This window comes from Shewanella sp. SG41-4, assembly GCF_014164505.1.
GTDB lineage: Bacteria > Pseudomonadota > Gammaproteobacteria > Enterobacterales > Shewanellaceae > Shewanella.
Genome location: NZ_JACJFI010000374.1, coordinates 1 through 2,947 on the forward strand (window position 1 = coordinate 1; position 2,947 = coordinate 2,947).

Sequence of the window (2,947 nt, forward strand, 5' to 3'; positions counted from 1 at the left end):
TATAGCTGCTACTTACGCATATCCGAAATCAGTGCACGCGCAGGTTATGCGCCCATCATGAGCCAGTTTAGACAAGATCCACATTCTGGTATCTGGTATTTTCACGTACCATTTTCTAAAAGCGGCAAAGCTCGCAATATTGCCATATCAAAAGCGTTACTGGCTGGTCTAGTTGATTATCGACGTTATCTGCGTCTCAGTGATTTACCCAACATCAACGATCAACATCCTATATTTGTTCGTCATAAAGCAGCAGCCCATGGACGTGAACCTGGCGTCATCAACGCCAATCTTGGTATTCGGCACATACGTGACGAAATAGATAAACTGATTAACTTAGCTGCAGACAATGCTGCTAAAGATGGTTTTGAACACGACAGCCAACTTATGCGAAAACTCAGCGCGCATAATATTCGCCATACTGGTATCACGCATGACATCAATATCAACCGTCGACCATTGTCACATGTCCAGGCCGATGCCGGTCATGAGAGCATCGACACAACATCACAGTATTTACACACCACACAAACTGAACGACATCAAAGCGCATTCAATAAACCGTTAAATCATCTTGCTGAGATTAAATAATTGGCAGGCACAAGCCGCAAATAGTTAAAGCATGCAATCTCAGCGCGATGATAAAAAGCACATAAAGCTACATTAGGCTGTTAATGAGCAATCAATGCCTACAAAGACTTATTATTGAACATAACGTCTAATGTACGTATATGTATGCGCACAATGTATATTATGTTAAATAGAGTATTTGTGTAATCTACCTAACTTGCCGCTTGTGATATTCGACATTGAGATCGAAACTTGATCCCACTGAAATTTGAATGACTCTAGCCCAAACTACTATTGGCCTAGAGCCATTTTTCATTGATACCAGGAAAACTGAGATTCAAATTTAACGTGAGATCTAGCTATTTTGGTTGCGGAAAATAATGCCTGACATTTGTAATGCGTGCCTACGTAAAATCTGTACTAACTAGACTACCTTGACCAATCAGATTTCAAGTACGGCAAGTGCATGTAGAAGACTGATTGCTTTGATAGACGATTGTGATCCACAGGAATAAATATCCTCTGATTCCTGTTTGTCGTCAGTTCTATAAATGAAGCTGAATTTTGACCATGATGCAAAACTTAACTCGCGCCGATTTTCCGATTGTGAACTTGGTCATTGAGACAAGTCTTGTCATCGTGTACTGATTAGTTTTTTGGCAAGGTCTGAAGTGTTTAATTAAACTGTATGAGCATCTGGAGAGAAAAAATATGTAGGTCGATTTACATCGTAACCACCCTGCTCCCAACAAGCCTGTTACCTATTAGATGGTCTAGTGTTTTTTCAGAAAAATCTGCACTATCGGATGCTTGAACATACTGCCAGGGTCCATTCACAACACACTTCGGCACTTAAACATCGTAAGCCGAACTCTTATTTGGTGGCCACTACAAAGTGAAAGTAGAGATTAACCGATTCCAAGCTTGTTTCTGGACAAAAGCTTGTTAGAGTTAATAATCTAGAAATGAGTATTGGCATTAGAAAAAGTATAGCGGCCGGATATACGGTCACGCCGCGTTAAATTGTGAGCAACGCAACCACCCTACATAAACCATTGTGACATAGAAACTTAAACTGAAGTAAGCCGGAAATGCCAAACGTTGGGAATCCGTCTTAAACGCTTGTTATATGTAACGTTCGTCATTACTGCTTTCAAACGAGAACTGAACATCATTAACCCGAAACAAGCTACTGTCTTTAAAGGTAACACTATTTAAATCAAAAAGTGCTAGGTTGTGCCCTCGTCCAAGTGAACTTCTAAAAGCTATGCCGTCATAACCTAACGATTTTACTAACTCAGCTATAATTTGAGTGGGTGCATAATCTGACTTCAGGTCACTATTTATGACCGGTTGAGAAAAAGCTTTATCTACATTAGTCCATACAGCTTCAATCCTTTTAGCGTCACCAGGTTCTGAAAAGTAAAAAGGTAAATTATCATTATGATGTCTTGAGAAATCGATTACTCGAAGTTCTTTAGAATTGGTAAATCTTGCCACTGATATTATCGAACCCAACCAAGGTCTGATCTCAGACATTGCTGTTTCTTTTTGAGATGCAACATACAAACAAGGAATCCCCTTGGGGTTTGCCCTTCCCTCAGAGGCACTGTCAGGTAAAGGTCTCATTCTTTTCTCAGGATAAGGGATGAATATATCATCGACATGAATATCATCTTGCAGCAATGGCAAGCTATCATGCCCCATTTGTGCTCTCCACATCTTTGAATTCGGTTCAATCACTTCTACGCGACTTTCGCAAGTATCCTTGATACCTTGAAGAAAGCTTTGCGCATCTTCGTCTAAAATATATCGCGATTTATTTCGAATTGAATAGCTAAACTGCATATAGCTATCCCATGACTTAAAACTCATAACTTTCCCTTACATATAACGCCTCACTCACCGGAATTTGGGCTGCGAAGTGTTGTTTAAATTGGCCACTACAGAGGTGAGTTGGCACAAGGTGACGGAACCACGTGATCTAATAGCCACCGCAAGTGATCCAGCAGTGCAAAGAAAGTTCATGCTCTTACCTGGGGAGATCTGCTTAACACGCGATTAATAGCTAAACCTTCCAACTATTGAGTTCTAGATGGTTTGGATCAAGGTTATATTGCTTGTTCAACTTAGGGTGATCTTTTATCAAACTAATCATTTCTTGAATATTATCAATCGGATTTAGGCCATAAGCTGCATCAAGTCTTTTCACAACTTCTTTAAAATAGGGCTTTGTCCCATAAAATTTTATAGCCTCATTACTGTGATATCTAGAATCCTGTGCTATAGCTATCATCCAGAACATTGGTCGCCACCATGAATAAGAAAAATCGCAACGCCCAATTACATCAATAGCATCTTTCTGATAGGCCAATAT

General features: G+C 39.9%; 3 protein-coding genes. 1 reads left to right on the forward strand and 2 read right to left on the reverse strand.

What is annotated here, in order from left to right:
- The coding region (locus tag H5202_RS19805) for a tyrosine-type recombinase/integrase (protein ID WP_182773577.1) at positions 1–591 on the forward strand (591 nt) is incomplete at its 5' end.
- Between the two features lie 1,104 nt (positions 592–1,695).
- Here H5202_RS19805 and H5202_RS19810 read toward each other — a convergent pair.
- Positions 1,696–2,445, reverse strand: a complete 750-nt coding sequence (locus tag H5202_RS19810; protein ID WP_182773578.1) for an RES family NAD+ phosphorylase — start codon at positions 2,443–2,445, stop codon at positions 1,696–1,698.
- A 193-nt stretch (positions 2,446–2,638) separates the two neighbouring features.
- A partial coding sequence (locus H5202_RS19815) for a hypothetical protein (RefSeq protein WP_182773579.1) occupies positions 2,639–2,947 on the reverse strand: 309 nt, incomplete at its 5' end.